Annotated in this window: 19 protein-coding genes; 3 read left to right on the top strand and 16 right to left on the bottom strand. The window is 67.5% G+C overall.

Annotation, left to right across the window (positions count from 1 at the left end; genetic code table 11):
• Window positions 1-91: 91 nt before the first annotated feature.
• From ftsZ to dinB, 15 genes are all read right to left on the bottom strand, one after another.
• Window positions 92-1306: a cell division protein FtsZ gene (ftsZ, locus tag AC1DHY_RS08575; protein WP_476903468.1), complete on the bottom strand. Its 1215-nt coding sequence runs from the start codon at window positions 1304-1306 to the stop codon at window positions 92-94.
• Window positions 1307-1598: 292 nt separating this feature from the next.
• Complete coding sequence (locus AC1DHY_RS08580; protein ID WP_476880239.1) at window positions 1599-2480, bottom strand: cell division protein FtsQ/DivIB; 882 nt, start codon at window positions 2478-2480, stop codon at window positions 1599-1601.
• Window positions 2473-3882, bottom strand: coding sequence for a UDP-N-acetylmuramate--L-alanine ligase (gene murC, locus AC1DHY_RS08585; protein ID WP_476880238.1), 1410 nt, complete (start codon window positions 3880-3882; stop codon window positions 2473-2475). The genes AC1DHY_RS08580 and murC overlap by 8 nt, the downstream gene beginning before the upstream one ends.
• Before the next feature lie 70 nt (window positions 3883-3952).
• The gene (gene murG / locus AC1DHY_RS08590) at window positions 3953-5101 is read right to left on the bottom strand and encodes an undecaprenyldiphospho-muramoylpentapeptide beta-N-acetylglucosaminyltransferase (RefSeq protein WP_476880237.1); all 1149 of its coding nucleotides are present in this window, start codon (window positions 5099-5101) and stop codon (window positions 3953-3955) included.
• Between the two features lie 6 nt (window positions 5102-5107).
• Window positions 5108-6601 (bottom strand): putative lipid II flippase FtsW, encoded by a 1494-nt coding sequence (gene ftsW / locus AC1DHY_RS08595; RefSeq protein ID WP_476903469.1) that lies wholly within the window; start codon window positions 6599-6601, stop codon window positions 5108-5110.
• Window positions 6602-6603: 2 nt separating this feature from the next.
• The gene (gene murD / locus AC1DHY_RS08600) at window positions 6604-8205 is read right to left on the bottom strand and encodes a UDP-N-acetylmuramoyl-L-alanine--D-glutamate ligase (protein WP_476903470.1); all 1602 of its coding nucleotides are present in this window, start codon (window positions 8203-8205) and stop codon (window positions 6604-6606) included.
• Window positions 8187-9296: a phospho-N-acetylmuramoyl-pentapeptide-transferase gene (gene mraY, locus AC1DHY_RS08605; protein ID WP_476879849.1), complete on the bottom strand. Its 1110-nt coding sequence runs from the start codon at window positions 9294-9296 to the stop codon at window positions 8187-8189. The genes murD and mraY overlap by 19 nt, the downstream gene beginning before the upstream one ends.
• The gene (locus AC1DHY_RS08610; protein ID WP_476879848.1) at window positions 9293-10756 is read right to left on the bottom strand and encodes a UDP-N-acetylmuramoyl-tripeptide--D-alanyl-D-alanine ligase; all 1464 of its coding nucleotides are present in this window, start codon (window positions 10754-10756) and stop codon (window positions 9293-9295) included. Before AC1DHY_RS08610 ends, mraY begins: the two co-directional genes overlap by 4 nt.
• Before the next feature lie 6 nt (window positions 10757-10762).
• Window positions 10763-12403 carry a UDP-N-acetylmuramoyl-L-alanyl-D-glutamate--2,6-diaminopimelate ligase gene (locus tag AC1DHY_RS08615; protein WP_476879847.1) on the bottom strand — a complete coding sequence of 547 codons (1641 nt, stop codon included), beginning with the start codon at window positions 12401-12403 and terminating at the stop codon, window positions 10763-10765.
• Between the two features lie 111 nt (window positions 12404-12514).
• Complete coding sequence (locus AC1DHY_RS08620) at window positions 12515-14317, bottom strand: peptidoglycan D,D-transpeptidase FtsI family protein (RefSeq protein WP_476879846.1); 1803 nt, start codon at window positions 14315-14317, stop codon at window positions 12515-12517.
• Window positions 14318-14362: 45 nt separating this feature from the next.
• Window positions 14363-15046, bottom strand: a complete 684-nt coding sequence (gene ftsL, locus AC1DHY_RS08625) for a cell division protein FtsL (RefSeq protein WP_476903471.1) — start codon at window positions 15044-15046, stop codon at window positions 14363-14365.
• Window positions 15043-16044 carry a 16S rRNA (cytosine(1402)-N(4))-methyltransferase RsmH gene (rsmH, locus tag AC1DHY_RS08630; RefSeq protein ID WP_476903472.1) on the bottom strand — a complete coding sequence of 334 codons (1002 nt, stop codon included), beginning with the start codon at window positions 16042-16044 and terminating at the stop codon, window positions 15043-15045. Before rsmH ends, ftsL begins: the two co-directional genes overlap by 4 nt.
• Before the next feature lie 175 nt (window positions 16045-16219).
• A complete protein-coding gene (gene mraZ, locus AC1DHY_RS08635) occupies window positions 16220-16648 on the bottom strand; it encodes a division/cell wall cluster transcriptional repressor MraZ (protein ID WP_138769645.1) in 429 nt (142 codons plus the stop codon).
• 420 nt (window positions 16649-17068) lie between these two features.
• Entirely contained in the window at window positions 17069-17437 is a 369-nt protein-coding gene (locus tag AC1DHY_RS08640; protein ID WP_476903473.1) for a DUF3040 domain-containing protein, read from the bottom strand.
• 239 nt (window positions 17438-17676) lie between these two features.
• Window positions 17677-18888: a DNA polymerase IV gene (dinB, locus tag AC1DHY_RS08645; RefSeq protein WP_476880402.1), complete on the bottom strand. Its 1212-nt coding sequence runs from the start codon at window positions 18886-18888 to the stop codon at window positions 17677-17679.
• Window positions 18889-19048: 160 nt separating this feature from the next.
• Here dinB and AC1DHY_RS08650 point away from each other — a divergent pair, with 160 nt between their 5' ends.
• On the top strand, window positions 19049-19582 hold the full coding sequence (locus tag AC1DHY_RS08650; RefSeq protein WP_476903474.1) for a hypothetical protein: 534 nt from the start codon (window positions 19049-19051) through the stop codon (window positions 19580-19582).
• Window positions 19579-20673 (top strand): polyprenyl synthetase family protein, encoded by a 1095-nt coding sequence (locus AC1DHY_RS08655; RefSeq protein WP_476880640.1) that lies wholly within the window; start codon window positions 19579-19581, stop codon window positions 20671-20673. The genes AC1DHY_RS08650 and AC1DHY_RS08655 overlap by 4 nt, the downstream gene beginning before the upstream one ends.
• 87 nt (window positions 20674-20760) lie before the next feature.
• On the opposite strand, the gene AC1DHY_RS08660 is transcribed toward AC1DHY_RS08655, so the two are convergent.
• A complete protein-coding gene (locus tag AC1DHY_RS08660; RefSeq protein WP_476880641.1) occupies window positions 20761-21114 on the bottom strand; it encodes an Rv2175c family DNA-binding protein in 354 nt (117 codons plus the stop codon).
• A gap of 343 nt (window positions 21115-21457) precedes the next feature.
• Here AC1DHY_RS08660 and AC1DHY_RS08665 point away from each other — a divergent pair, with 343 nt between their 5' ends.
• Window positions 21458-22837: a lytic transglycosylase gene (locus AC1DHY_RS08665; protein ID WP_476880388.1), complete on the top strand. Its 1380-nt coding sequence runs from the start codon at window positions 21458-21460 to the stop codon at window positions 22835-22837.
• Window positions 22838-22924 lie beyond the last annotated feature (87 nt).

Genomic DNA, 22924 nt, shown 5'->3' on the forward strand with positions numbered 1-22924 from the left:
ATACCAAACACCGTAACCCTAGAAAGCACCATGGCACTGCCGGAGGCAGTGCCATGGTGCTGATTGCTGCTTGCTGAATGCAGGCCCGGGACTACTTCAGGAAGTCGGGCACATCCAGGTCGTCCGAGTGGCGGCCGGAGAGGTCCGGCTCGACCACGGAAGGCAGGTCGAGGTCGAACCCGGAGTCCGCCGGAACAGCGGAGGGCCGCTGCTGGCCCCAGTTGCTCAGTCCGGAGGCGCCGACGCCGGCGTGCATGGGCTGCGCCGGTGCCGAAGCGGGTGCCTGGGCGGGTGCCGGGGCAGCTGCCACCGGACGCGCCGGAGCAGGCTGCGACTGGTCCATGGACGGCGACGTGGCCTTGACGTCGTCGAAGCCTGCGGCGATCACGGTCACGCGGGCCTCGTCACCCAGGGCGTCGTCGATCACGGCGCCGAAGATGATGTTGGCCTCCGGGTGTGCCACTTCCTGCACCAGGCGGGCGGCTTCGTTGATTTCGAACAGGCCGAGGTCCGAGCCACCCTGGATGGAGAGCAGGACGCCGTGGGCGCCATCGATGGACGCTTCGAGCAGCGGCGAGGCGATGGCCAGTTCCGCGGCTTTGACCGCGCGGTCTTCGCCGCGGGCCGAGCCGATGCCCATGAGGGCGGAACCTGCACCCTGCATCACGGACTTGACGTCGGCGAAGTCGAGGTTGATCAGGCCGGGGGTGGTGATCAGATCGGTGATGCCCTGAACGCCGGAGAGCAGGACCTGGTCGGCGGAGCGGAAAGCATCCAGTACCGATACGTTGCGGTCGCTGATGGACAGCAGCCGGTCGTTCGGGATGACGATCAGGGTGTCGACCTCGTCGCGCAGGGCGTCGATGCCGGCTTCGGCGGAGCCGGCGCGGCGGCGTCCTTCGAAGGTGAACGGGCGGGTGACGACGCCGATGGTCAGGGCGCCGAGGGAGCGCGCGATGCGGGCCACGACGGGCGCGCCGCCGGTGCCGGTGCCGCCGCCCTCGCCTGCGGTCACGAAGACCATGTCTGCGCCCCGGATGACCTCTTCGATTTCGTCGGCGTGGTCCTCGGCAGCCTGCCGGCCAACCTCAGGATTCGCACCGGCTCCCAGGCCGCGGGTCAGCTCACGTCCGACGTCGAGCTTGACGTCGGCATCGCTCATCAGCAGCGCCTGCGCGTCGGTGTTGATGGCGATGAATTCGACGCCGCGAAGACCGACCTCGATCATTCGGTTGACTGCGTTCACGCCACCGCCGCCGATGCCGACGACCTTGATGACGGCCAAGTAATTCTGCGGAGCTGCCACGTTACGTGTCCCTTGTTCGTGTTCTATTGCGAAAACTGATGGAGTTGGGCTTGAGACCTGAACCTTAACCTTCGAGTTGAAGGTTAGAGTTATGTCAAGTAACTCTTGTTGTGACGCTATTTCCTATGCCGAGGACATTCAATAACCGGCTCCGCGTGTCGCGGGAATACCCGGTAAATGCCGCTCTGTTTCTGCTGCCGTACTTGTTTGCCGCCCTGCGGGGCGGACCATGTTCCGGCCCGGCACCTTTTGCACTATCGCCCGTGCAGGGCCGAATGTAAGGAATCGCCGGCTACCGGGTTACCGGGTGCCTGGGCACGCTGACGTCATAGATCGCCACGGGGTTTTTCGGATCTGCCGGGACCTTGAGCAGTGCCGCCAGCACCCGCGCCTTCAGTTCCTTGTCCCCCGCGTTGCCCCACACAATCGTCTGCCCGTCCACGAGCTTGAGCTCGACGGCGTCGGCGGACTTCGCGGAGGCGTCGGAGAGCCGGGCCAGGACATCCGGCGGCAGGGCCCCCAGGACGGCCGTGATGGCGTGGAAGAGATCCTTGGCCAAAGCGCCGCGGCCGGCGTCGATGACCGGAAGCTTCACCGTACCGGGGTCCTTGGTGGTGCTGAGCTGGATGCCGTCAACATCGACCAGCTGGTAGGCATCCCCCTTCTTGACCAGCGCCACGGGAACTCGCTCGGTAATCCGGACCTGAAGTGTGTAGGGCGGCCGGGCCTGCGTGGTGACGGCCTTGACCTGCACGAGCGGACGCAGCAGCGCGGTGACCTCGTCGTCGCTGATCTGTGTCAGGGGTTTCCCCTGCAGCGGCGCCAGGGCGGCCGTGACCTTTTGGGTGGTCAGCATCCGGTTGCCTTCGACAGTCACGGTGCGCACGGCGAGCCACGGCGAATACAGGGCCGCCGCCACGATTGCGGCGACCAGGAGGGCCACCACGCCGACGGTGGTGAGCACAATCCGGCGCCGCCGCTTGGCCCTCGGTTCCGGGAACGCCAGCACATTGCCGCGCTGCGGTCCCGGAGTGTTCCCGCCACCGTTGCCGGTGGCCGCCACGTCCGGTCCTGCTTTCGAGGCGGAGATGACGTCATCGTGTCCCGTGTGGGGCCCTCCGGTGTCCGGTCCCCGCTGGCCTGAGGGGTAGCCGGGCCGCCGCGAACTAGTCACCCGGTGCCTCCGCCGTGAGGGCCTCGACAATACGCGGGCCATACGCGGTGACGTCGCCGGCGCCGGCTGTGAGGATGATGTCCCCCGGCGCTGCGGCGTTGACGACGGCGGAGACCGCATCCGTGCCGGCAACGAGCCGGCCGCCGGCGCTGAGGTGATCGGCAATCAGCTGGCTGGTCACTCCGGGAATGGGATCTTCGCGGGCGGGGTAGATGTCCAGGACCAGCGCGGTGTCGGCGGCATTGAGTGCTTCCGCGAATTCGTGCGCGAACTCCCTGGTCCGGGAGAACAGGTGGGGCTGGAAGAGCACGTGCACCCGGTGTTCGCCGGCCACGGAGCGTGCCGCGGCGAGGGCTGCCCGCACCTCGGTGGGATGGTGGGCGTAGTCGTCGTAGACACGGATGCCGCGCCCGCTGCCTTTGTATTCAAAGCGGCGCGAGGCGCCGGAGAAAGTGGCCAGCGCGCCGGCGGCGGCAGCCGGGGCGATGCCCAGCTCAAGCGCCACGGCGAAGGCGGCGGCGGCGTTCAGCGCGTTGTGTCGGCCAGGCACCTGGAGGTCGACGGCGAAGCTTCCGGCTGGTGTGGAGATCCGGACGTCGCCCGGGCCGCCGTCGTGCAGGAGCACGTCCGCATCCGGCGCGGTCCCGTAGAGGACCACGCGGGTGGTGCCCCGCTCCCGGGTGCGCAGCGCCAGGGCACGGGCGCCGGCGTCGTCGGCGCAGGCCACCAGCAGCCCGTCGGCGGGCAGCAGCTCCGTGAAGCGGTCAAAGGAGGCATAGACGGCCTCGGCGGTGCCGTAGTGGTCCAGGTGGTCCGGTTCGACGTTGGTGACCACGGCGATCTGCGGGCGGTAGTTGAGGAAGGAGCCGTCCGATTCGTCGGCCTCGGCGATGAACACCGGGGACGTACCGGACGCGGCGTTGACGCCGAGCGCCGGGACGTTGGCGCCGATAGCGAAGGACGGATCCAGTCCGGCGCCCTGCAGGAGCACCGTGATCATCGAGGTCGTGGTCGATTTCCCGTGGGTGCCGGCCACTGTGACGGCCGTGTCCTGCGCCATCGTGGCGGCCAGCGCCTCCGAGCGGTGCAGCACCGGGAGCCCGGCGTCGCGGGCCGCGGCGAGTTCGGGGTTATCCGGGCGGATGGCCGAGCCGGCGACCACCGTCTGCGCGTCGCCCAGGTGCGCCGCGTCGTACCCGACGGCAATCCGTGCCCCGGCCGCGGCGAGTTCGCCCATCACCGGGAGGTCTTTGGCATCCGAGCCGCTGACCGGCACACCGCGGGCCACCATAATGCGGGCCACGGCGGACATGCCGACGCCGCCGATGCCGATGAAGTGCACACGTCCCAGCGAGTCCTGGGTGTGCGCCGTCGGCGGGGTGCCGTTCTGGGCCTGGGTCATTGCTGTACCGCTTCCTGCCTGCTGTTCAGTGCTGCTTCGTGTTCAGTGGTGCTGGTGTTCGTGTTCGTGTTCAGTGTTCGTGTTCAGTCCCGGCCGTTCCCGGTGAGGTCCGGGGCGTGGAGCGGGCCGCGTCGAGGACCAGGGCCGCCATCCGTTTGTCGGCGTCCCGGACACCGAGCTTCTCTGCGGCCGCGGCCATTCCGGCGAGCCGGGCGCCGTCGCGCAGGAGGGGGATGATGTGTTCGCCGATCCACGTGGCGTCGAAGCCGCTGTCCTCGACCAGGAGGGCGGCGCCGGCGTCCACCAGCCCGGCGGCGTTCAGCGCCTGCTCGCCGTTGCCGATCGGGAGCGGGACGAAGACGGCGGGAACGCCAACGGCGGCGACCTCGCAGACGGTGGCGGCGCCGGCGCGGGCCAGCAGCAGGTCCGCGGCCGCGTATACCAGTTCCATACCGTCCACGTACTCGACCTGGCGGTAGCCGGGTGCGGCCAACGGCCTGCCCTCGGCGTCGTGGACGGTCTTGCCGCGGCCGGTGATGTGCAGCGTCTGGATCCCGGCGTCGGCCAGGGCGGAGACGGACGCGGCGATGGCGCGGTTAATGCTTTGCGCGCCGGATGACCCGCCGGTGACGATCAGTGTGGGCTTGTGCTGGTCCAGTCCGAGGGCGGTGCGTGCGGCCTCACGGGCGGCGGTGCGGTCCAGGCCGGAGATCTCCCGCCGCATCGGCATCCCGACGTGCCGTGCCCCGGGGATCCTGGTCGCGGCGAAGGCCACGGCCACGTGGTGGCTGAGCCGGGCGCCGACGCGGTTCGCGAGGCCTGCCCGGGTGTTCGCCTCGTGCACCACGATCGGGATGCGGCGGCGCCGGGCGGCCAGGTACATCGGGGTGCAGACGTAGCCGCCCACCCCGACCAGGACATCCGCGCGGGCGTCGTCGAGGATGACCCCGGCCTGCCGGACGGCACCGGCAAGTTTTCCGGGCAGTCGCAGCAGTTCCATCGATGGTTTACGTGGGAAGGGGACCCTGCTGATGGTGGCCAGTTCCAGCCCTGCGGCCGGCACAAGCCGGGCTTCCATCCCGCCGGGGGTGCCGACGGCCAGGAGCTGGGCCTCGGGCCGGACCTCCCGGATGGCTCCCGCGATGGCGAGCAGCGGGCTGATATGCCCGGCGGTACCGCCGCCGGCGAGGACGACTGACAGGGACGAATCGGTCTTCATGGGAGGCTAGGTACGCTTTCGTGCGGGGTTCTTAGTGGCGGGGTTCCGGGTTCCGGACGCCGGGCCCGGGCTACGGGGTTTAGCCGGGGCCTTTGGGGCCGGTTGCTTGGCGGCCCGTCGGGAGGCGGCCTGCTTGCGCAGAACCGTGGCGAAACCGGCCGGCCCGAACTTGATCAGCTTTTTCGGTTGCATGGTCGGAGCCATCTGGGCGCGGGCCAGGGATAACACTACGCCGATGGCGCACAGGGACATGAGCAGCGCCGAGCCGCCGTAGGAGATAAACGGCAGGGGCACCCCGATCACGGGCAGCAGGCCAGTGACAACGGCCATGTTGACGGTGGCCTGGCCGAGCAGCCACACCATGATCGTTCCGGCGAGGACGCGGTGGAAGAGGTCCTGCTGGGCCACAACGACCCGGTAGATCGCGGTGCCCAGGACGGCGAACAGGGCCAGGACGACGATGGTGCCGATGAGGCCGAGCTCCTCGCCGATGATCGCGAAGATGAAGTCGTTGTGGGCTTCCGGGATCCAGCTGTATTTCTGCCGGCTTTGGCCCAGCCCGACTCCGAACCAGCCTCCGGAGGCGAGGCCGTAGAGTCCGTTGGTGGACTGGTAGTTCAGGTCGGAGCCGTCGGCACAGGTCTGTCCGGTCCAGGACAGGATGCGGCACATGCGGTTGGGGCTCGTGACGGCCAGGATGGCTGTTCCGATCGACAGGGCGGCTCCGGCGATGGCGAACAGGTAGAGGCGGACCCCGGCGAAAAACAGCCCGGCGGCCATGATGATCATGACGATCATCGCAGTGCCGAGGTCGTTACCGGCGAGGATGAGGCCCAGGATGGCGGCGGCGCCGGGGAAGACCACCGGGACCAGGACGTGCCGCCATTCGCTGAGGTATCGGGCCTTGCGGTTGAGCACGGTGGCCATCCAGAGGGCCAGCGCGAGCTTGGCCGCCTCGGAGGGCTGGAACGTGAAGGGGCCGACGTCGATCCAGTTCTGGTTGCCGAGGGTGCTGCGCCCGACCAGGAGGACGAGTCCAAGCAGGATGACGGCCAGGATCATGGCCGGCCACGCGACGCGCTTAAGCCACACCACGTTCACCCGTGAGAGCACCAGCATCACGAAGACGCCGATGGCCGCGAAGAGTCCCTGTTTGAGGGCGGCCGAGTACGGCGACTCCCCCGCGGCGATGGCTTCCACGCTCGAGGCGGAGAGCACCATCATGATGCCGATGGCGGTGAGCGCGAGGGTGGACCCGAGAATGAGGTAATACGTAGACCCGTTGCGGGACGTGCCGGTGCCTTCCAAGGCCGCCCAGAAGCGGCGGTGCCAGCCCAGGACGCGGGCGACGGGTGCTGTTCCCCCGGCCGTTTGGCCGGTGCTCCGGCCTGCTGGCGTGCGAATTGCGTTAGCGGCTTTGTTAGCGGCTGCTTTTTTGCCTGCTGCTGATGCGCCTGCGGCGGGCGGCGCCGCAGCGGGACGGGTGGGCGTGCTGACCATTGCTACTCCTCGGTGGTCTGAGCCTGCCCTTCCACGAGCTCGCGGACAGCTTCGATGAAGGCGTCGCCACGGTGAGCATAGGAAGAGAACTGATCCATGGATGCAGCCGCCGGGGCCAGGAGCACAGTGTCCCCCGAGGTGGCCAGCTGTGCTGCCGAGGCAACGGCCCGTGCCATTACAGTCTCGCCAAAAATCGGCGAGGGGCCTGCGTCGGCGTGGGCAGTTTCGGCAGTCTGCACGTCTTCAGTGTCGCCCTTTGCCTGGCCGATCACGGGGACATCGGGCGCGTGTCGCTGGAGCGAGGCCAGGAGTCCGGCAGAGTCCGCACCGATCAGCACCACGGCCTTGAGCCTGCTGGCGTTCTCGCGGACCAGTGAGTCGTAATTCACGCCCTTGGACAGGCCGCCGGCGATCCACACCACGTTCTGGAACGCGGCGAGAGACGCTGCGGCGGCGTGCGGGTTGGTGGCCTTGGAGTCGTTTATCCAGAGCACGCCTTCGTGGCGGGCCACCGGCTGGATCCGGTGGTCCCCCGGCAGATAGTCCTGCAGTCCCCGGCGCACGGCGGAGGGCTCAACGCCGTACGCGCGCACCAGGGCAGCCGCGGCGAGGGCGTTGGCCACCATGTGCCGGGGCGCCACCGGGCCAAGGTCGGAGACGGCGGCCAGTTCGGCGGCGCTGTCCTTGCGCTCCGGGATGAATGCCCGGTCCACAAGCAGTCCCTCAACGACCCCCACCATGCTGATGGCGGGGGTAACGGTGGTGAAGCCCACGGCGCGGCAGCCCTCCACGACGTCGGCGTTCTCGACCATACGTTCGGTTTCGATCTGCTCGGCGTTGTAGATACACGCCTTCTGTGTCCGCTCGTAGACCTTGGCTTTGTCCGCCAGGTACGAGTCGTACGATCCGTGCCAGTCCACGTGGTCTTCGGCGATGTTCAGGCACACGCTGGCGACCGGGGACACCGAGTGGCTCCAGTGCAGCTGGAAGCTGGAGAGTTCGACGGCGAAGACGTCGTACTCCACCGGGTCACGGAGCGCATCAAGGATGGGGGTCCCGACGTTGCCGACGGCGATGGCCTTGAGTCCGGCGGCCTGCAGCATCGCTTCGGTCAGCCCGACGGTGGTGGTTTTGCCGTTGGTGCCGGTGATGGTGATCCAGTCGGCCGTCTTGCGCCCTGCGCGTTCGCGCACGCGCCAGGCGAGTTCGACGTCGCCCCATACGGGGATGTGCGCCCGCGCGGCGGCGGCGAGCAGCGCCTGGTCGGGCCGCCAGCCCGGGGAGGTGACAATGAGTTCGGGTTTCTGGCCGTCCACGGTGGGTACGGCGTTGACGGCGTCGGCTCCGAGGAGCACGCCGGCCGCGCCGACAATCGTCAGGGTGTCGGCCTGGGCGCGCGCTGTGGCGCCGTCGGCGGCGTCCACTACCACCACGCGGGCACCGAGTTCGATCAGGGTGTCGGCGGCGGCGAAACCGGAGATGCCGATTCCGGTGACCACCACACGGAGCCCGGACCAGTCCGCGTCCCAGCTGGTCAGGCCCTCGAGCCGGGGCGAGGTTGCCAGCGGTTCGGGGATCACACCGCTCACAGGAGCACCACCCATTCGGCGTAGAAGATGCCGAGGCCGGCCGCGACGAACAGGCCACAGAGGATCCAGAACCGGACCACGACGGTGACTTCCGCCCAGCCCTTGAGCTCAAAGTGGTGCTGCAGCGGGGCCATCTTGAAGAAGCGCTTGCCCTTGGTGACCTTGAAGTAGCCGACCTGGATGATGACCGACAGGGTGATCATCACGAAGAGGCCGCCGATGAAGGCAAGGAGCAGTTCGGTCCGGGACAGGATCGCGAAGCCGGCCACGGCGCCGCCGATCGCCAGCGAGCCGGTGTCCCCCATAAAGATCTTCGCCGGCGAGGTGTTCCACCAGAGGAACCCAACCAGGGCGGCGCTGACGATGGCGGCAAGCAGGGCGAGGTCCAGCGGGTCCCGGACGGTGTAACAGCCGGCGCCGGCCTGCCGCGGTGAGCCGCAGGACTGGTTGCTCTGCCAGATCCCGATGAGGGTGTAGGCGCCGAAGACCATCACGGAGGCACCGGCGGCAAGGCCGTCCAGGCCGTCCGTGAGGTTCACGCCGTTGGTGGCCGCGGTGACGATCAGGTTGGACCACAGCACAAAAAGGATGGCGCCCACAACCGTGCCGCCGAAGGCGAGGTTCAGCCACGGGATGTCACGGACCAGGGAGATCTGGTAGGACGCCGGGGTGACCTTGTTCTCGTCCGGGAAGTTCAGGGCCAGGACGGCGAAGATGATGCCGACGGCGGCCTGAAGGATCAGTTTGGCCTTGGCGTTGAGGCCCAGGCTGCGCTGCGCGGAGATCTTGATGAAGTCGTCCAGGAACCCGACAAGGCCCATGCCGACCATAAGGAAGAGCAGCAGCAACGCGGAGGCGGACGGGCCCGGCGAGCGGGGGTTCATCATCCACATCACGAGGTGCGTCAGCCCGTAGCTGACCAGCACGGCCACCACGACGACGGTGCCGCCCATGGTCGGCGTGCCGCGCTTGGTGTGGTGGGAGGTGGGCCCGTCATCGCGGATGAACTGGCCGTAACTCTTGCGGACCAGGAACCGGATAAACAGCGGGGTGCCCAGGAAGGAAAGCAGCAGGGCCAGTCCGGCGCCCATCAGCAGTGCGATCACAGCAGTGCGCTCCCTTCAGTGGCGGTTCCGGGTAATGCTATCCGATCGCCCAAATGGCGCAGCCCGATGCTGTTGGAGGATTTGAAGAGGACCAGGTCGCCGGGCTCGAGCTCGGCGCGCAGGATGTCATAGGCCTCATCGACGTTTTCGGCGAACAGGCACTCGTCGCCCCAGGATCCTTCGTTGACCGCGGAGACGTAGAGCGCCCGGGCCTCGCGTCCGATGACGAGCAGTCGGGAAATGTTGAGCCTGACCACCTGGGTGCCGACGGCGGTGTGCTCGCGGATGGAGTCCTCGCCGAGTTCCAGCATGGCCCCGAGCACAGCCCAGGTGCGCCGGCCGCGGCCGAGGTCCGCGAGGGTCCGCAGGGCTGCGCGCATGGACTCCGGGTTGGCGTTGTAGGCGTCGTTGATGATGGTCACGCCGTCGGCCCGTTCGGTGCGTTCCATCCGCCAGCGGCTGGCGGCGGTCTGCGCGCTGAGCGACGCGGCGATGCCGGTACCGGGAATGCCGGCGGCGTGGGCGGCGCCGGCAGCGGCCAGAAGGTTGCCCACATGGTGTGCACCGATCAGTTTGGCCGACACGTGGTGGCGCTCGGTGCTGCCGGGCAGCTGCAGCTCGAATTCGGGGTTGCCTTGGGCGTTCAGCTCGACGTCGTCGGCCAGGACCAGCGCATTCTGGCCGCTGCCGGTGCGCTGGGCGGAGAAGCCGAGGACCGTTGCGGAGGTCCGTGATGCCATGGCGGCCACGCGCGGATCGTCGAGGTTCAGGACGGCCGTGCCGTCCGTGGGCAGTGCTTCGACCAGTTCGCCCTTGGCCTTGGCGATGTTTTCGACCCCACCGAACTCGCCGGCATGGGCTGTTCCGACGGCCAGGACGACGCCGATCTCCGGGCGGACCATGTCCGCGAGGTAGCGGATGTGGCCGATGCCGGTGGCGCCCATCTCGATGACCAGGAACCGGGTCTCGTAGCCGGCGCTGAAGACGGTCAGCGGGACCCCGACCTCGCCGTTGTAGGAACCCTGTGGGGCCACGGTGGTGCCGTAACCGGAAAGAATCCCTGCCAGCAGGTCCTTGGTGGTCGTTTTGCCGGCGGAACCGGTGATGCCGATGACGGTGAAGGCCTCATTGCCGGCGGCGCAGTGCGCCCGGATCCGGCGGACGGCTTCGGCGGCGAGGGCGCCCATGGCCAGGACGGAGTCCTCGACGACGACGGCCGGGTACGTGGACCCGTCCGGGGCGGCGACGTCGCGCTCGACGAGTGCCAGCACAGCTCCGCGTTCAAAGGCGGCCGCCACGAAATCGTGCCCGTCTGCGGTTTCTCCGGGTTTGGCCACGTAGAGGGAGCCTGCCGTGGCTTCGCGGGAGTCGGTCACCACGGAGCCGGGGGTGATGCCCGGTTCCGCGGCCAGCCGGCCGTTGGTAATTTCGGCGATTTCAGCCGCAGTAAATGCAATCATCTCGGTTTAGGACTCTATCCGCTGGTCATCGAGAACGGTGAATCCTCGTGCTGTCAAGGCGGAGCGGAGCTCCACCCGGTCATCGAGCGCCAGGTTGACGCCCTTGACCTCCTGCCAGACCTCGTGGCCGCGGCCGGCAACCAGGATGGTGTCGCGCGAGTCCGCCAGTTCCACGGCCTTGCGGATGGCGGCGTCGCGCGGGAACACTTCCAGGACGGTGCAGGCAAGGCCTTCGCGGGCCTGGGCCTCGAGGGCTCCGGCGAGCACGTCAGCGCGGATGGCGGCGGCGTCCTCGTCGTGTGGGTCGTCGTCGCTGACAATCACGGTGTCGGCCAGGCGGGCGGCGATGGCGCCCATGGCCGGCCGTTTGCTTTGGTCGCGCTGGCCGGTCGCGCCAAAGACGATGATGACCTTGGAACCCGGCTCCGGGGAGCGCACGGCTTCCAGGGCACGGGCGAGGGCGTCCGGGTTGTGCGCGAAGTCGACGACGGCGGCCGGCTCCGTTGCCACGAGCTGCATCCGGCCGGGCACGGCGACGGTGAACGGGTCGGCGCTGTCCAGAGCGGTCTGCACCTCGGCCGGGGAGGTACCGCCGGCGATGACCATGGCCATGGCGAGGGCCGCATTGGCGACGTTGAAGCTTCCCGGCAGCCCGGTGTGGACCCGGAGCTCGGTGCCGTCGCGGTGCCGCAGCCCGAAGTCGGTGCCCAGGCCGCGCGGACGGGGATCAACGACGGTCCAGTCCGCCGCCGGACCGCCGGCGTCCGTGGCGAGGGTGCTGACGGGGATGCCGGCGCCGGCGGCAAGCTTCCGGCCCCATTCGTCGTCCACGGTCACGACGGCGGCGCGGGCGCGTCCGGCGGTGAAGAGCTGCGCTTTGGTCCCGAAGTACTCCTCCATGCTCCCGTGCAGGTCCAGGTGGTCCTGGGTGAGGTTGGTGAAGCCGGCCACGTCGAACTCCACGCCGTCGACCCGGTGGAAGGCAATGGCGTGCGAGGAGACCTCCATGGACGCGGCGTCGAGCCCGCGTTCACGCATCAGCGCCAGCAGGGCGTGGACGTCGGTCGACTCGGGGGTGGTGAGGAGGCTGGGGATCGGTTCGCCGCCGGCCAGGATCTCGATGGTTCCGATCAACCCGGTCTTCTTGCCGAGCGCCTGGAGCAGGGAATTGATGAAGTACGTGGTGGTGGTCTTGCCGTTGGTCCCAGTCACCCCGAACAGGGCCGGCGCCGGGGCGTCTGCCGGCCGGCTCCGGTAGATCAGCGCGGAGAGGCGGCCCACCAGGCTCCGCGGCTCCTCGGCGAGCAGGACGGGCACGGAGATGTCGTTGGAGAGAGCCAGCAGGCGCGCGCCGGCGTCGTCCGTCAGGACCGCGGCAGCACCGGCGTCGACGGCGTCCGACACAAAGTCCGCGCCGTGCCGGGCCGCGCCGGGCAGAGCGACGTACAGGTCCCCCGCTTCGACGGTCCGGGAGTTCAGTGAAATTCCGGTGACGGGCACGTCCGCGGAGGCACCCGGGACGACGACGCCGATCCACTCACCGATGGTTTCAAGCGGCACGGCGGCAACCGTCGAGGGCCGGAACGCCGAGGTGGAGTCCTGGCCGGATGGCGCTGGTGCCGCATCGTGGGCATTGGGCTCTGACAAGGGGATCTCCGTTGCGGTGCTGGGCAGCATGCGCCGCGCGCGGAGGATTGCCCCGCACGCAGGCCCGGCTGCGTGGAACTGGTGGGTGTTGCTGACTCGTGAAGCTGGGTGCTACTTGGCGTACTGCGGGAGCCTGACCGGCTTACCGGTGGACGGCTCAACGTTGTAGGTGCGCAGCGTCTGGCTCATCACCGAACGGAACACGGGCCCCTGGGTGATGCCGTAGATGCTGCCCTTGGGCCGCTGCAGGACAACTTCAACAATAAACCGCGGATCGTCCATTGGCGCCATCCCGATCAGGGAGGCCGTGTAGCCGCAGAATCCGGACTTGCCGTCATCACACGGGGATTCGGACGTACCCGTCTTGGCGCCCACGCGGTAGCCGTCGATTGCGGCGTCCTTGATCTCGCCCTCGGTGACGGCGCTTTCGAGGATGTCGCGGACCTGCTTGGCGGTGCTCTTGGAAACCACCTGCCGGCTGGGCTTCGCCGGGACTTTCTCCACGGTGCCGTCGGGGCTGATGTAGCTGTCGATCAGGCGCGGCTGGAGCATCACGCCGTCGTTGGCGATGCTCTGGTAGGCCCGGACGGTCTGGAGAGTGGACTGGGCGACGCCCTGGCCGAACAGTACGGTGTACTGCTGCCGGCCGTCCCACTGGTCGGCCGGCGTCAGGATGCCCCGGGCCTCGGCCGGGAGCCCGATGTCCGGAGCCTCGCCGATGCCGAACTTCTGCAGCCAGTCGTGCCGCTTTTCCTTGCTGATCCGCTGGCCGACCATCACCGTGCCGGTGTTCATGGAGTAACCCACGATGCCCGCCAGGGTCCGCTTCTCGGTGCCGTGCTCGAACGCGTCGGTGAACGTCTGCCCGTCCACCGTGTAGGTCGGCGGGATGATGAACTTGTCCAGCGGCTTGGCCGTGCCCTCCTCGATGGCCGAGGCGGCGGTGATCATCTTCTCCACCGAGCCCGGCTCGTACGCGGCGGTCACCGACCGGACACCGCGGTCCGCTGCGGCCACCTTGCCGGGATCATTAGGGTCCGGGGCGTTGGTGTCCGCCATCGCGATGATGTTGCCGGTCTTGACGTCGGAAACGACGATGACGCCCCACTCCGCGCTGAGCTGGTCCTTCTGGCTCTGGATGGCCTGCTGGGCGAAGTACTGCAGGTCCGAGTTGAGTGTGAGTTTGATGTCCTTGCCGTTGACGGCCGGGGTGAACTGGTCCACGCCTACCGGGATGCGCAGCCCGTCGGCGCCGATTTCGAACAGCCGCTTGCCGGCGGTGCCCTTGAGCACGTCGTCCTGGGTCTGTTCCAGGCCCGCCTGGCCGGTAGTGCCGTCCTTCAGGAAGCCGACAATCCCGCCGGCCACGGAGCCGTTGGGGTAGACCCTCTTGCTGGTGCCTTCGGTGACGATGCCGGGGATCTGGAGTTTGGAGATCCGGTCCTCGACGTCGGGCCGGATGTCCTTTGCCACGATGTAGTAGCGCTGGGTGCCGGTCAGGGCGGTCTTGAGGTCGTCCTTCTTCATGCCCAGGACGGTGGCGAGTTCCTCGATGCCCTCATCCCGCGTGATCTTCACCACCGTGTCCTTGCCGTCGACTTTGTCCAGCCGCGGGAACGTCTCGGTGTTGGTGTTGACGGTCTGGTCCACCACGACGTTGTAGCGGATCACACTGCTGGCCAGCACGGTGCCGTGGGAGTCGAGGATGCTGCCCCGTTCTGCGGGCAGTTCAATGGGCTTGAGCCGGTTCTTCAGCGCTGCCTCGGCCATGCCGCCGACGTCGAGGCCCTGCACCAGGAACAGCTTGCCGCCCACCACCAGCAGCAGCGTCAGCATAATGCCGAGCCCCAGCCGCAGCCGCCGTGTGGCGCTCGGCGTCTTGCCTGGTCGTGCCTTGCCGGTGTTTTGCGCCACGGGAGTTTCCTTGCTTCTTGCCTTGCTGGTGGTTGGTGCCGCCTGCTATTTAGCCGGGATCTTCTGGGCCGGAGCGGGAATGGTGCCGCCGTAGAGGTCCACGGCCGGTACCCGCACGGCGGGGACCTGGACTGCGGGGATCTTGGCTGCCGGAACCTTGGCTGCGACCTTGGCCGCTGCCTTGGCCACAGTGTCAGCGGGTTTGAGGTTCAGGAGCGGTTCGTTCTCCGTGGCGGAGGGAACCACGTTGACCTGGCCGGCGACGGCGGGGGCCGCGATGACGGCGCCGGGGGCGTCGCTCTTGGCGGCCGGCTTGGCCTTGCCGGACACGGCCAGGGTCGACAAGTCGATTTGGCCCTTGACCGTGGAGGCCACCATCCCGAGCTCGGTGGCTTTGGCCGCCAGGTTCTGCGGGGCGTCAAAGTTCTGCACCTGCTGGGTGAGGTCCTGGTTCTGCTTGGTCAGCGTGGACTGCGTGGCCCGCAGCTCCACCAGCTGGTACTGGGCAGAGGAGACCGAGATGTTCAGGACCAGCACGGCCATCAGGGCGAGGGCCAGGATTCCGAAGCACATCACCACGAACGGCGCCCGGCGCTTGCGCGGGACAGACCGGACGACAGAGAGCGGCGTCCGGGACTTGCGGGCGGGCGCGCCCGGGGTCAGGTCCGGAAGCGCGCGGGCCGTGGCAGCCGTTGAAACGGGGAAGCTGTTGACGGCGGCGGTGCTCATGCGGCTCTCCTGGCTTTGATACGTTCCACGGCCCGCAGCCTGGCGGAGGCGGCGCGTGGGTTTTCTGCGATTTCTGCTGCGGTGGGCACCTCGGTGCCCTTGGTGAGGGTCTTCAGTTCTGCCTTGTGCTCCTCCAGCTCCACCGGGAAGCCGAGGGGCGCGGAGGATTTGGAACCGGCCTGGAAGACGCCCTTGACGATCTTGTCTTCCAGCGAGTGGTAGGACATGACCACCACCCTGCCGCCCATGGCGATCGAGGCGACGGCGGCCGGAATGGCCCGCTCGAGCACCTCGAGTTCCTCGTTGACCTCGATCCGGAGGGCCTGGAAGGTCCGTTTGGCCGGGTGGCCGCCGGTCTTCGCGGCGCCGGCGGGAACGACGGCCCGGATGGTGTCGACCAGTTCGCCGGTGGTGCTGAACGGCTTATCGGCGCGTGCGGCGACGATCCGGTTGGCGATCCGGCCGGCGAACTTTTCCTCGCCCCACTTTCGGATGATCCGGACCAGTTCCTCTTCGCTGTAGTTATTAACGACGTCGGCCGCAGTCTGTCCGCGGCTGGTATCCATCCGCATGTCCAGCGGCGCGTCGAACGAGTAGGCGAAGCCGCGGTCCCGTTCATCGAGCTGCAGCGAGGAGACGCCGAGGTCCATGAGGATGCCGTGAGCTTCCGCGATGCCGAGGTCTTCGAGGACTTCGGGGATCTCGTCGTAGACGGCGTGGACCAGGTCGATCCGGTCGGCGAAGGGCTTGAGCCGCTCCCCTGCCAGGGCGAGGGCTTCCTCGTCACGGTCGATGCCGATCAGGTGCAGGTCCGGGAAGCGCTGCAGCATCGCCTCGGAGTGGCCGCCCATCCCGAGCGTGGCATCAACTGCGATGGGCGTTTCGCCGCGCCGGCGGGCCTCTTCGAATCCGGGTGCCAACAAATTGATGCACCGGTCCTTGAGGACCGGTACATGGCGTTCGGACGTGGGCTTCGCCTGGTTGGAGTCGTCGCTCATGCCTGCGTCCTTTCGTTGGAGGGGTCTCTGCGGTGCTGCGCTTCTTGGTCCAGATCCCCATCCGCGCCTACCCTGCGGCCCGCCTGGCTCCGGGGAAGTGAGCCAGGTGAACTGCCGGATGGGCGGCTGGAGATCTTGAGCAAGAAACGGTGGTGTTGCTGGTGCCGCCGGGGCTTCAGAGAATTCCCGGGATGGCGTCGTCGGTTTCCGAGAAGGCGGTTTCCTTTTCGGCCAGGTACTCGTTCCAAGCCTGGGCGTCCCAGATCTCCGCGCGGGTTCCGGCGCCAATAACGGCCAGTTCCCTGCCGAGACCTGCGTATTCCCGGAGCGCCGGCGGAATCGTCACGCGCCCCTGCTTGTCAGGTACCTCGTCGGAGGCTCCAGAGAGGAAAACGCGGATGTAGTCACGGGCTTGCTTGGAGGAGATTGGAGCCTCCCGCATCTGCTCGTGAACCCGGCCGAATTCCGCCTCACTGAAGACGTAGATGCAGCGTTCCTGGCCCCGTGTGAGAACCAGGCCGCTGGCAAGTTCCTCTCGGAACTTCGCTGGGAGGATGATTCGACCCTTTTCGTCCAGACGTGGCGAATGAGTGCCGAGAAACACGGCCCACCGCCTGTCTGTTGTAGGAAGTCCAACGTCCCCTGTGCTGCCACTACCCTCTTACGTCCTCCACATTACTCCACTTCACTCCCCCGTCAACGACATTCCGGTGTTTTTAGCGCAATTTTGGGCGTGTTGTCGGCGAAACACCCCTGATAAATAAAGGGAAGCGCGAAAAGTGGGGCGCAGTGGAGGGAATATCACCTCCAACTAGGCTTCGGGGCCGCCTCCAGCCCGGCCAACGGAGCCGAAACCAGGCCGCCCGGGGATCGATTGCTCCGTACGTACCCTTTTGGCCCCCCAAAACGGCAGATACGGAGCAGTCGATGGGGGTTAAACGGAAAAGGACCCGCCGAAGCGGGTCCGTGGTTTTCCAGGTGGAAGAGGTGGTGGTGCCAAATGGAGGGGGTTAGCCGCGGGGGGTCAGGACTCGCCGCGGTGCCGTTCCTCCCAGCGGTCCTCGAGGTTGCTCATAAACGAACTGCGCGGCTTGCCCGGCTTGCGTCCGTTACCGGCCTTGGCCTTGCCGCCGGCGCTGCGCATGGTCGCGAAGTAGACGCCTGCGCCCATCACGAGGAACCCAATCACGCCCACGACGATGCTTTGCAGCGAAACGCCCAGCAACAGCAGCAGGATGCCCGCGACGGCGCCGAGGACTCCGATGACCAGATGGCGGGTGGACCAGGAGCGACCCGGATCAGAACCCATCGAGCTGGCGAACTTGGGATCGTCCTCATGCAGCTGCTTCTCAAGTTGCTCAAGCAACTTCTGTTCGTGCTCCGAGAGCGGCATCACGACCTCCTTAAGTCGGCCAACGTCCAGAACTGACGAGGCCCTTGTCCCTTAAACCCTAACGACCGGGAGTGCCGGTTGGTTCCCTGTCCACCGTCATTGGTGAAACGGGGTTCCGCGGTTCCCTGTGAGGTGTTTAGTTGGCATGGCCGGCAACCCGAACATTTGATCCAGTCGTTCGAAATCTATGTATCTCTAAGGATAGATTGTTGCGCCCTGTTCTGAAAGACGCCGGCGGCTCATCCCGCGTCGGGACCGGGATCCAGCAGGCGGGCCGGCAACACCGCCTTGTTGCCGAACTTCCGCGTGACCCTGTCCAGCACCTGTTCGGCTGTTCGCCAGTTGTCGTCCCGGCGGTCCAGGCTAAGTTGCAGCGGCGCCTGGGCTGCCTCTTCAAGTTGCTCGGCCCGGATGCCCACGAGCCGCACCGTCATGGGCCGCTCCCCGATGGACTCGAGGAGCTGAACCGCCACACCGTAAAGCAACTGGGCGCTGTCGATCGGCGTGCTGACGGTCCGGCTGCGCGTGATGGTGGAGAAATCCGCATAGCGCAGCTTCAGGGCTACCGTGCGCGCGTGCATTCCCGCGCTGCGGAGCCGCTCCGCCGTGCGGTGCGAGAGCCTGAGCAGCTCGCGGTGCAGCAGGGCCTCGTCCGCCGTGTCGACGGCGAAGGTTTCTTCCGCTCCGATGCTCTTCTCCAGCCGGACCGGTGTCACGGGCCGCGGGTCGATTCCCCACGACAGCCGGTAGACGTGCTCCCCCGTGGCGCCCAGGATCTTCCGCAGCGACGGCAGGGGCGTGGCAGCGACGTCGGCAACCGTCCGGATCCCCATCCGTGCGAGCACCTCGACTGTTTTGGCCCCGACGCCCCAGAGGGCATTGACCGGCAGGGTATGCAGGTACGGGACCGTCTCATCCGGGCCGATCAGCAGCAGTCCGTCCGGCTTGCAGCGGGTTGAGGCAATCTTGGCAACGAATTTGCTGGCGGCGATCCCCACCGAGGCCGTGATCCCCAGTTCGCCCGCGACCCTGCGGCGGATCAGTTCGCCGATCTCCCTGGGCGGTCCCAGCCGCCGGATGGCGCCGCCGACGTCGAGGAAGGCCTCGTCGACGCTAAGCGGTTCCACGAGGTCGGTGATCGACCCGAAAATGGCCATGATCTGGCCCGAGACTTCGTAGTACAGCTTGTGGCGGGGCTCGATGATGGTGGCTGCCGGGCACATCCGGGCCGCCACCGCCATGGGCATGGCGGACTTGACGCCGAACTTCCGGGCCTCGTACGACGCCGAGAGCACCACCGAGCGCTCCGCGGGGTATCCGACGATCACGGGCCGGCCCTTCAGCTGGGGACGGCTGCGGAGTTCAACGGAGACGAAGAACGCGTCCATGTCCACATGCAGGATGCTGCTGCGCCGCAGCTCGCCCAGCTCCGCCTCGTTATAGGGCTTCACGCCGGGCTGCCCGCCATGACGGCCGTTGCGTCTTTCAGCTTGTTCCGCACTGCCTTTATCCCCACGTCGATCTTCCTCCGGCCCCACGCAACAATCCTATGCGCAGGGACTGACTAAACTGGAGGCTGCATCCAGCGTCAACACCAGGAGGAATGTCCCCGTGAAGGTTATTGGAGAGCGCAGACGCGCCGTGGCGGCCGTGGCGGCCGCCGGCGCTTTGCTGGCCCTGGCCGCGTGCACCCCGGGTCCGGGGGCGACGGCGGCGGCTTCCTCCGCGTCGGCGTCGGCGGCCCAACCCACCGCCGAATCCTCCACGACGGCCCCTCCCAGCCCGTCCGCCGAACCCGGCACCTCCGCCACCGTCGGCGCGCTGGTGGACGGCTTCCCCACGAAGCTGCTGCCGGTGATGCCGGGTGCCCAGGTGGAATCCAGCAGCTTTGACAAAACCGGCGCCCCCGCGACCGTCGCACTGGTCGCCAAGATCAGCGAGCCCGCGGCCGACGTCGTGTCCTTCTATAGCAAGAAACTCGCGGGCCTGGGCTTCAAGGCCGTACCGGGCGGCGCGGTGGGTTCGGTGGCGTCGAGGGATTACCTGCGCGGAACTAACGAAACCGTGAACCTCGCCGTCGTGGAGGCTGCCGGCGTCTCGACCTTCACCATTGGCGCCAACGTCGCCGCTGAGTCCGTCAAGTGAGCCTGGCCGAACAACTCCGGGTTGAGCAGACCGACTTTGTCGCGGCCGTCGCCGGCAAGCTGACCGATTTCCTGACCGAACGTGCCACCCTGATGTCCTCCATTTCCACGGACATCGATCCGCTGATGGGATCGATCTCCAACCTCGTCACCGGCGGCAAACGCCTCCGGGCCCTCATGTGCTACTGGGGCTGGCGGGGAGCCGGCGGCGGGGCAGGTGCCGGCGAGGTGGTCACCGCGGGCTCGGCGCTGGAGCTGTTCCAGGCAGCTGCGCTCATCCACGACGACATCATCGACCGCTCGGACACCCGCCGCGGCGGCCCCAGTGTGCACCGCCGTTTCAGCGAGCTGCACGCGAGCCAGGGCTGGGCGCTGGACCCGGAGCGCTTCGGCCACGCCGCAGCCATTCTCACCGGCGATCTGTGCCTGTCCTTCAGCGAGGAATCGTTCACGGCCATCGGCGACCGGGCAGCGTCCGGCAGCCGGGCCAGGCTCATCTTTGACCTGATGCGCGCCGAGGTTATGGCCGGCCAGTACCTCGACATCCTTGAGGAGGTCGCCGGCCCGCACCGGGACCGCGCCGGCGCTGTCAGCCGCGCCCAGTCGATTATCCGCTTCAAGTCGGCGAAGTATTCCACCGAACACCCACTGGCGCTGGGCGGTGCCCTCGCGGGCGCATCGGACGAGCTGCTGCGGGGCTACTCGGCGTTTGCCCTCCCCCTAGGCGAAGCGTTCCAGCTTCGCGACGACGTCCTGGGCGTCTTCGGGGATCCTGTCACCACCGGCAAGCCGGCCGGCGATGACCTGCGCGAAGGCAAGCGGACGGTGCTGGTCGCCTTCGCCCTGGACCAGGCGGCCCCTGCAGAGTCCGCCTTCATCGATGCCAAGCTGGGCAGCCCGGACCTGACGGCCGGCGACGTCGAGGAAATCCGCCGCATCATCATTGAGTGCGGTGCCCTGCAGGCCACCGAGGTCCTGATCGAACAGTTCGGCGCAGCCGCATTCGATGCCCTCGACCTGCTGCCGCTGGAAGAACTCCCCAAGACGGCCCTCCGGAGGCTCGCCGAAGCCGCTGTCAGCCGGACGGCCTAGTCCGCCCGCAAATCTCCGGATACGGCAAAGGCCGTGCACAGCGCCAGACGCTGAGCACGGCCTTTGTTATGGGCCCAGGGACCGCGCCTACCAGGCCATGGTCTGCGCGCGGCGCCGGATTTCGGTCTTTCGTCCTTCACGCAGGGCATCAATCGGACGCCCGCGCAGGGATTCGTCGGCAGTAAAGAGCCAGACAATGAGTTCCTCATCCGAGTAGCCCGCGTCGGAAAGAACCACGATGGTGCCCTTGAGGCTCTCCACGGCGTGGCCGTCCTGGATAAAAGCTGCCGGCACGGAGCGAATCCGGCGGTCGCCGATCCGCAGGGCCGCCAGCGCACGTTCGTCCAGCAATGCATGAACCTTGGTGATAGAGACATCCAGTTGCTGGGCTACATCGGGCAGGGGCAGCCATTCGCCCACAAGGCTTTCTACAGTACTCACGGATCAAGATTGCCATGCCGGAGAGGATTGCGCCTAGTCAGCCGCGTGCGCTGTACGGGTCCTCTTAACGTTGACCTTAATAAAGGCTACGAAAACAGGCACCTTAATGCCCGACGCCGGGACTCCGTTTGCTCCCGGCGCCCCCGGCCCGGCGCGCGGCCGGGGACGACACACCAAATGGCCGTCGTTGCACAATGTCAAACAGTTCTTGTGCTATTTCGCAATTCGTGAGAGATTCGCTTAGATCACATTTGTAACTGCAGTATCTCCAGTCACACTGGTAACACCAGTAACATCCGGTCAGAGCTGCAGGGTTCGCCGCTGAGAAAGAGGATTTTTTCCCATGACGACGTCACGTTCGCCGAAGCCCAACCCGAGGCCCGGCCTCCCGCTGATCGCGGCGACGACGGCGGCGCTTCCCGCCGTCGTGCTGTCCTCCCTCGCGATCGCCCAGCCGGCCGCGGCCGAATCCCGGCCCCGCGCGATCCCGGCGACTCTCGCAGCGGCCATGAAGGCCCAAGGTGTGGCTGCAGCATCCCAGCCCTCCGCCGTGATCCCTGCGGGTTCCGTGCCGGCCACCATTCCCACGGCGTTCCGCCCGGCGAAGGTTGCCGCCCCGGCGCAGTACACCATCGCCCGCGGAGACACGATCAGCGGTATTGCCCACAAGTTCGGCCTGGACACCCACGCTGTCCTGAAGCTGAACAAGCTGCAGCCCAAGACCGTGATCTACCCGGGCCAGCGGATCAAGCTCTCCGGCTCAGCAAGCGCCACGGCGGCCCCGGCGAAAGCCGCCCCCGCCAAGGCAGCACCGGCCCAGGCCGGCGGCGCGACCTACACAGTCAAGTCCGGTGACACCCTGGGCGCAATCGCGGCCCGCCACGGCGTCAAGCTCTCCGACGTGCTCAGCCGGAACGGGCTGAACATGCGGTCCGTGATCTACCCCGGCCAGAAGATCAAGATCGGCGCCGGTGTGGCCGCACCCGCCGCCCCCCGCCCGGCGGCGCCCAAGCCCGCGGCGGCTCCGGCGGCTTCCGGCTCTTACACCATCAAAGCCGGCGACACCCTCTCCGGCATCGCAGCCCGGCACGGCGTGAAGCTCTCCGCCGTGCTGTCCGCGAACCGGTTGACCATGAGCAGCATCATCTACCCCGGCCACAAACTCGTCATCCCGGGCGCCGGCACAGTCACCGCCGTAAAGCCCTCCTCGAGCCAGCCGCCGGCCACGGTGACTCCGCTTGTTCCGAGCTCGTTCCTGGGCTTCAGCTACCCGGACGCGGTGGTCAGCTCAGCGAACAAGAACAAGGCCCTGCTCAACGCCTCACCGGTGCCCACCCGCGCGCAGATGCAGCAGATCGTCTCCGACACGGCCCGCCGGATGGGTGTGACCCCGTCGCTCGCGCTGGCGTTCGCCTACCAGGAGTCGGGCTTCAACCAGCGCTCGGTCTCCCCGGCGAATGCGATCGGCACCATGCAGGTTATCCCGTCCTCCGGCCAGTGGGCGTCCGAGCTGGTGGGCCGCAAGCTGAACCTGCTGGACCCGTACGACAACGCCACCGCCGGCATCGCCATCATCCGCCAGCTGGTGGCTACCAGCAAGAACCTGGACTACGCCATCGCCGGCTACTACCAGGGTCAGTACTCGGTCAACACCAAGGGCATGTACGAAGACACGAAGGCCTACGTGGCTTCGATTAGGAAGCTGCAGAAGAACTTCAGCTAGAACCGCCAGCATCGCGCGGGGCTGAGACCCCCGGCGCGTAACGATACGGGTCCGGGTTGCATGTCAATCCGGACCCGTTTCCGTGCA

Source organism: Arthrobacter sp. 05L44 (assembly GCF_056397605.1).